This is a genomic window from Pseudomonas sp. UMAB-40 (assembly GCF_900095275.1).
Classification (GTDB): Bacteria; Pseudomonadota; Gammaproteobacteria; order Pseudomonadales; family Pseudomonadaceae; genus Aquipseudomonas; species Aquipseudomonas mandelii_B.
The window spans coordinates 1-6,760 of sequence record NZ_LT607562.1 but is presented as its reverse complement, the minus strand read 5'-3'; the positions used below and the strand labels follow the sequence as shown (position 1 = coordinate 6,760).

Sequence of the window (6,760 nt, the reverse complement as noted above, 5' to 3'; positions counted from 1 at the left end):
TGATCCATTCCCGCCATGTTGTCCATGCTGGACATGCCTTGCATAGCGTCATGGTTCATACCTTCCACGGCACCGCCGTCCATGCCTGACATGCCCTCCATTGAGCTGTCCCCCATGCCGGCCATCTTGCTGTGATCCATTCCAGCCATATCGCCCATCGCGCCATGATCCATACCGGCCATACCCATGTCGGCCATGGTGACGAGAGGACGAGGGTCAAGCTCAGGTACTGGAGCGGTCAAGCCAGACCGGACGGCCAAGGTGCCTCTGGCGTACCCCGACCTATCCATCGACTGCGCAAACAGTGTGTAGACGTCCTGAGTTGGTTCGACAATTACATCGAAGGTCTCGGCAGTGGCGATTCTGAACTCGTCTACGCTCACCGGCTTAACATACTGGCCATCGGCAGCCACAACAGTCATCTTCAAACCCGGAATACGGACATCAAAGTAGCTCATGGCTGAGCCATTGATGAACCTCAACCTAAGCTTTTCGCCAGGTTTGAAGGTGCCCGTCCAGTTGGAGTTGGGCGCGTGGCCGTTCATCAAGTAGGTGTACGTCGCGCCACTGACGTCTGCAATGTCAGTGGGATTCATCTTCATTTCGGCCCACATCTTGCGGTCAGCGACGGTGGCTGACCAACCTTTGTCAGCTACGTCATGGATAAAATCACTGACTGTGCGCTTGTGGGTGTTGTAGTAATCAGACTGTTTCTTCAGTGTTTTCATCAGCGAAGCCGGCTCTTCGTCCGTCCAATCGGTAAGCATCACCACAAGGTCGCGGTCATACTCAAAAGGCTCCGGCTCTTTGGCATCGATGACCAGTGGGCCGTATACACCTACCTGTTCTTGGAAACCGGAGTGACTGTGATACCAGTACGTTCCGTTTTGCTTGACCTTGAATTGATAGACATACGTGCCGTTAGGCTCGATCCCATGGAAGCTAAGGCCCGGCACACCGTCCATATTCGCGGGGAGGATAATCCCGTGCCAGTGGATTGATGTCATATCCTTGAGGCGATTCTTGACCCGCAGGGTCACGGTATCGCCCTCACGCCAGCGCAGCTGAGGCCCCGGAATCCCACCATTGATTGTCATGGCAGTCCGGGCATTCCCAGTGATATTTACCGGTGTCTCTCCAATAAAGAGGTCGAACTCTGTACCTGACAGGACATTGGTCTCGCTCATGCGAGGTGCCGCCCATATAGGCGTCTGCCAAAGCCCTAAACCACCGAGAATCCCGCCTGCGGTGAGACCTTTCACAAAGGTGCGCCGAGAAGTTTTGGAATGCATACCGATTCATGTCCCGTCAGTCGGATGTCAGGTGCACGCACGTTGGCGTGTTCCCGAGGGTTCACGCTTTGGATAGCTAGTGCGCTTGATACATTGGAAGATGCCATAAGCCAGCAAACGGGGTGATTACATTTCCGTAAGCTGGGCGGCTCAGCATTGATGCTTCTGCCCTTCAGCCGTGGGCTTTTCCTGTGCAATATCCTCTTGCACTTGCGCTTGTGGGACGGGTTTGGTGGTGGCCATTGCCGTCTCGCGTGCTCGTTCCATGCGCTCAACCGCACGGTCGCCGCCACCTTCGGCAAAGGCCAGGGACGATATAGCCAAACTGAGTGTAAGAATCACAACGTTGGTTGCTTTCATAGTGCATCTCCTTCAAGGAATTGACTCTCGATGAAACCAGAGAGTTTGAGCGTCAGCTCAATGAGGATGATGATGATGATGATGATGATGAGGGGAAGCACCTGTCAGCACGCTTAGCCGGTGATTACACTTTTGACAGCACACGGAGAAACTCAACATCTGAAAGATCGACGGGTGTCGTAAAATTTGACCGCACCACAGAACCGACAGCCGGTTGCATAAATTGATGTAGATCAACCGTGGCACTTCAATGTGGCGTATGTTGAAAAATCAAAATCCGCTAATCAGTACCGGAGATTCTCCATGTTCTGGTTTCGCCATCGTCAACCAACGTTCATACGCCTCGCCATCGTGCTGTGGGTGTTAGCGTTTGGTCTGGCAGCGACCCAGGGATGTCTGGCACAGCCCAGCCACAATCCGGCTACAACTCATGTCTCGCTGATCACCACGCAAGATCACGATAGCCACGACGCCCATGCCCTCGGTTGCCTTCAGCACTGCGCCGATGCGGCAATAGCTGTAAGTCCTTCGTTCCATCTTCAAATATTTGACCTGTTCAGTTGGACGTTTCTGCTCCTTATCCCTGCGTTGCTGATTTTGTATCCCGCCAATCCCTCCGCTTTTGCCTTTCTTGCATTACGGCGCCCTGTACCGGCCAGACCTCCTGCCCGCCTGATTTTCGTCCGTTTCAACGATTAATCCGACCTTCTGCGCGCCGATCTTCGGCGCACTGTCTGACTGCGCCAACCTGGCGCGGCTTGGTATTACCTGAGTTGTCCTGACCCTTTGGAGATTGCCATGCATGCCACATTGAAATTTATCCTCGCCACCCTGCTCGTGAGCAGCCCACTTATCGCCTCGGCAGTCGATGAGCATCACCCCGGGGGGCAGACCGCGCCCGCCAAGACAAGCGAAGCAGCTACGCCGATGCAAAACAATGTCATGACCGAGCAAATGCAAAAAATGCAGGCTGCACACGACAAGGCAGCCGCCGCCAAGACCCCTGCCGAGCGACACGCCGCCATGCAGGAGAGCATGAAGACGATGAAGGACAGCATGGCCATGATGCATAAGAACTGTCATGGCAAGGGCATGGGCATGGGCATGGACGGCAACAAAGACGGCATGGAGATGGGAATGATGGACATGATGATGAAAATGATGGATCAGCAAACAAGCATGATGAACATGCCGATGAGCAAGTGACGCGCACAAGCCTGTAGGCAATGCAGCGACGGTTTTACTTTAGCCAATATGCCAAGGGTAAAACTGCCGCCCGTTGCACCTTTACGACGCATCACTAAACAGCACTCCCTCAGGAGTACAGAACCATGATGAATTCACCATATTCCGCTAACACCTCTCCAACATTTTTGAGGAGCAAACCCGGCATAGCGCTGGGCATGCTGCTGGTGATCGTGCTGTTCTATCTAGCAAGAGAACACTACGGCCATATGCTGGGCTTACTGCCTTACATGATTTTGCTGTTGTGCCCACTGATGCATTTTTTCGGGCACCACCACGGTGGTCACAGTCATCACGGCGAAACCTCAGCCTCAACCAAGGATGCGAACAGGAGTTAGCTCATGCACACCCCTGAGCTTCGTCAAGAGCACGACTTAATACAGAAGTCTGAACCTCAACCCACCGGCTCCCATGATCCGGTATGTGGCATGACCGTCAGTAACGACAGCCAGTTCAGCACGGAGTATGAGGGGCAAAACTACCGGTTCTGCGGCCAGAAATGCCAAACGACCTTCAGGGCAGCACCCGAGCGTTATCGAATATCTCAACTGAAAATCGAACAAGTCCATCAGACAACAGCAGAACCGGTAACGGGTGCCGCTGAATACACATGTCCCATGCATCCGGAAATTCGCCAGATCGGCCCCGGCGTCTGCCCTAAGTGTGGTATGACCTTAGAGCCGGTGATTCCCGAATTAGAGGAGGATGAGAATCCCGAACTTAAGGACTTCACCCGGCGCTTCTGGTGGACATTGCCACTGACAGTGATCGTAACCGTGCTGGCTATGGGTGGCCATGCCCTGGTGCTGTTCCATGGCACCACGCAAAATTGGGTCGAGCTGGGATTGGCTACACCCGTCGTGCTGTGGGCTGGCTGGCCGTTTTATGTGCGTGGTGTGCGTTCGGTGATTCAGCGAAGTCCGAACATGTGGACGCTAATCGGCCTCGGCACGGCGGCGGCTTTCCTTTACAGCGTCGTGGCCACCCTGACCCCCGATGTATTCCCCAACAACTTCATGATGGAGGGCCGCATCGGTGTGTACTTCGAAGCGGCGGCTGTGATCATCTCACTGACCCTTCTCGGCCAGATGCTTGAGCTTAAGGCTCGCTCGCAAACCTCGGCTGCCATCAAGTCGCTGCTTGGACTGGCCCCAAAAACTGCCCGTCGAATCAATGCCGACGGCACGGAAGAAGACATCCCACTGACACACGTACACAGCGGCGACACATTACGTGTGCGTCCGGGCGAAAAAGTGCCTGTCGACGGCCAGGTGTTGCAAGGCGAAAGCGCTGTAGATGAGTCGATGCTCACCGGCGAGCCAATACCGATAATGAAAAGGGCCGGCGACGCGCTGATCGGAGCCACCCTCAACATTCACGGCAGTCTGGTGATGCAGGCGCAGAAGATAGGGTCGGCGACCCTGCTCGCACAGATTGTGCAGATGGTTGTGCAGGCACAGCGCTCAAAAGCGCCGATGCAACGGCTGGCAGACGTGATTGCCAGTTACTTCGTGATCGTTGTGATTGCTATCGCCGCGCTGACTCTACTCGGCTGGGGGCTGTGGGGGCCCGAGCCAAGTTGGGTGTTCGGACTGATCAACGCTGTCGCGGTCATGATCATCGCCTGTCCCTGTGCCCTTGGCCTAGCGACACCGATGTCAGTCATGGTTGCCACCGGCAAGGCTGCTGGCAGCGGCGTATTGTTTCGCGATGCCGCCGCCATCGAAAACCTGCGCAAGATAGACATCTTGATAGTCGACAAAACCGGCACCCTCACTGAAGGTCGACCAGCGTTCCATAGCGTCGAGGCCGTACCCGGATTTACTCAGGATGAAGTGTTGCGCCTGGCCGCAAGTCTCGATCAGGGCAGTGAGCATCCATTGGCCCACGCCATCGTCGAACAGGCTCGTGCCGCAGGGCTAAAACTGATGACACCTGAAACCTTCGAGTCAGCCTCAGGTATTGGTGTAAGCGGTCAGGTCGAGGGTCGTCGCCTGATGCTAGGCAATACCGCGTTGATGCAGGAGGCCGGCGTTTCCACCGAGAGCTTGCAAGTACATGCCGAGAAGCTACGCGGCGACGGTACGAGCATCATGTACCTGGCAGTCAATGGCGCCCTGGCGGGTTTGCTGGCTGTTGCCGACCCCATCAAACCCACCACGAAGCTGGCCGTCGAGCGTCTGCAGGCGGATGGCGTCAAGGTCATCATGGCCACTGGCGACGGCCTTACGACTGCTCGCTCGGTAGCTCGCCAGTTGGGCATCGAGGAGGTGCATGGCGAGGTTAAACCGCAAGATAAAGAACGTCTGGTGGCATCTCTGCAACAAGCCGGACACCGCGTGGCGATGGCCGGCGACGGTATTAATGATGCACCCGCATTGGCTCGCGCTGACGTAGGAATCGCCATGGGCACTGGCACTGACGTGGCGATGAACAGCGCCCAGGTCACCCTGGTCAAAGGCGATCTGCTCGGTATCCTGCGTGCTCGCAGCCTGTCAGTAGCAACGGTGAGAAATATGCACCAGAACCTGACCTTCGCCTTCCTTTACAACGCCATGGGCATCCCACTGGCTGCCGGCTTGTTCTATCCACTTACCGGTCACCTTCTGTCACCGCTCATTGCCGCACTGGCCATGAGCGTGAGCTCGGCGTCGGTGGTATTCAACGCCTTGCGTCTGCGCCAGGCTTCCATTGATTGAGTGAAAACGACCGCTTGACCTTGCCATGGCGGCAAGGTTGAGGATAAGCCAACGCCGCAGAAAAGCCTCATGCGTCAGTCTTTCCATGATCAACTTTATTGTGAGGAGTCACCAATGAAAACTGTTGAACTGCAAGTCCAAGGCATGAGCTGTGGTTCATGTGTCAAACATGTCACCGAAGCGCTGCGCCCACTTGAAGGAGTCAGGGACGTAACAGTGGATCTACAAGCCGGACGGGTGAAGGTCAGCGGCGATTCGGACAGCCATGCGCTGCTTGCAGCCCTTGAGAACGCGGGCTATCCAGCACAGCTGTCGACAGTGGAAAGCGTAGCGAGTAAGAAAACCTCGGGCTGTGGCGGGAACGGCGGCGGTTGCTGCTGTCAGTAAACGTTACTCGCATGAATATCGGTCTGCGTAACGCTTTGTTCACGACACTGCTCATGACCAGAGCGGCATTAGCCGCTGAAGTCATCAACGTTTAACCAACCCTGCTTGCGTCTGATAATCCTGAGTCGCTTTAGTCAGATGCTTGAACCGTCGTCATCAGAGATATTCCTTCTCTTCGCGAATGTCGACCTCGCCCATCACTCCTAAGTAGATCTTGCGACAAGGGATCTTGGTGATGAATCCGCTTTCGAAAAGCATCCCAGGTATTTGCGATAATACGCTGGACGCCTCACATCTCTCGGTCAGCGGGTTCATTACCTATGCAACTAATGAATCGAGGTCAAAGTCCTGCGTTGCCACAAATGGCCCGGCGTGAGCGCACCCTTCAAAACAATATCCGAGGTTATGCATAACTTCGCCTGCCTTGACGATCATGACACCACCTTGAAGTTGTGCAGAGATCCTCACGAACGGCACACGGCCATTACTGCAACACCCTTGGTGCTGGCCTTGCGAAAGTCGCAAAAATTCGCGCAGGCTCGCACGCCTATTGCCACGCTGAAAAATAGCAGGTGCGTGCCGAGAGGTCACGGCTGGTCAGCATCCAAAAGCGTCCATCGCGTCAAACTCTGATCACGTCAGAAGTCCGAATCAAGTGATCATCGCCGAACCAACCTTGCATAGGGGGGGGGGCGGTATGTAATTATTTGTATAGGTAAGGGGGGTATCCTGAATCGCCCCTAGTTTCGTAGACACCTCCAAGCCTTAAAATGAGGC

At 55.2% G+C, this 6,760-nt stretch carries 7 protein-coding genes; 5 read left to right on the top strand and 2 right to left on the bottom strand.

All coding sequences use genetic code 11. The features are described from left to right. Both K0F88_RS17380 and K0F88_RS17375 read right to left on the bottom strand, forming a co-directional pair. Positions 1-1,292 (bottom strand): copper resistance system multicopper oxidase (locus K0F88_RS17380; protein ID WP_257605265.1); only part of this gene is annotated, 1,292 nt, incomplete at its 3' end. A gap of 150 nt (positions 1,293-1,442) precedes the next feature. Next, positions 1,443-1,652: a co-regulatory protein PtrA N-terminal domain-containing protein gene (locus K0F88_RS17375; RefSeq protein WP_219095846.1), complete on the bottom strand. Its 210-nt coding sequence runs from the start codon at positions 1,650-1,652 to the stop codon at positions 1,443-1,445. A 303-nt stretch (positions 1,653-1,955) separates the two neighbouring features. On the opposite strand from K0F88_RS17375, the gene K0F88_RS17370 reads away from it, so the two are divergent. The 5 genes from K0F88_RS17370 (at position 1,956) to K0F88_RS17355 (ending at position 5,983) form a co-directional block, all read left to right on the top strand. Next, positions 1,956-2,351 (top strand): hypothetical protein, encoded by a 396-nt coding sequence (locus K0F88_RS17370; protein WP_219095845.1) that lies wholly within the window; start codon positions 1,956-1,958, stop codon positions 2,349-2,351. A 99-nt stretch (positions 2,352-2,450) separates the two neighbouring features. Next, positions 2,451-2,858, top strand: coding sequence for a hypothetical protein (locus tag K0F88_RS17365; protein WP_219095844.1), 408 nt, complete (start codon positions 2,451-2,453; stop codon positions 2,856-2,858). Between the two features lie 128 nt (positions 2,859-2,986). Next, positions 2,987-3,235: a DUF2933 domain-containing protein gene (locus K0F88_RS32450; protein WP_374039724.1), complete on the top strand. Its 249-nt coding sequence runs from the start codon at positions 2,987-2,989 to the stop codon at positions 3,233-3,235. A gap of 90 nt (positions 3,236-3,325) precedes the next feature. Beyond that, positions 3,326-5,596: a heavy metal translocating P-type ATPase gene (locus tag K0F88_RS17360; RefSeq protein ID WP_374039723.1), complete on the top strand. Its 2,271-nt coding sequence runs from the start codon at positions 3,326-3,328 to the stop codon at positions 5,594-5,596. A 114-nt stretch (positions 5,597-5,710) separates the two neighbouring features. Beyond that, positions 5,711-5,983 carry a heavy-metal-associated domain-containing protein gene (locus tag K0F88_RS17355; protein WP_101209381.1) on the top strand — a complete coding sequence of 91 codons (273 nt, stop codon included), beginning with the start codon at positions 5,711-5,713 and terminating at the stop codon, positions 5,981-5,983. Positions 5,984-6,760 lie beyond the last annotated feature (777 nt).

What these genes read in the sequence shown, in the direction of transcription:
- K0F88_RS17375 (WP_219095846.1), bottom strand. Translation starts at nt 1,652, where the DNA reads ATGAAAGCAACCAACGTTGTGATTCTTACACTCAGTTTGGCTATATCG.
- K0F88_RS17370 (WP_219095845.1), top strand. Translation starts at nt 1,956, where the DNA reads ATGTTCTGGTTTCGCCATCGTCAACCAACGTTCATACGCCTCGCCATC.
- K0F88_RS17365 (WP_219095844.1), top strand. Translation starts at nt 2,451, where the DNA reads ATGCATGCCACATTGAAATTTATCCTCGCCACCCTGCTCGTGAGCAGC.
- K0F88_RS32450 (WP_374039724.1), top strand. Translation starts at nt 2,987, where the DNA reads ATGAATTCACCATATTCCGCTAACACCTCTCCAACATTTTTGAGGAGC.
- K0F88_RS17360 (WP_374039723.1), top strand. Translation starts at nt 3,326, where the DNA reads ATGACCGTCAGTAACGACAGCCAGTTCAGCACGGAGTATGAGGGGCAA.
- K0F88_RS17355 (WP_101209381.1), top strand. Translation starts at nt 5,711, where the DNA reads ATGAAAACTGTTGAACTGCAAGTCCAAGGCATGAGCTGTGGTTCATGT.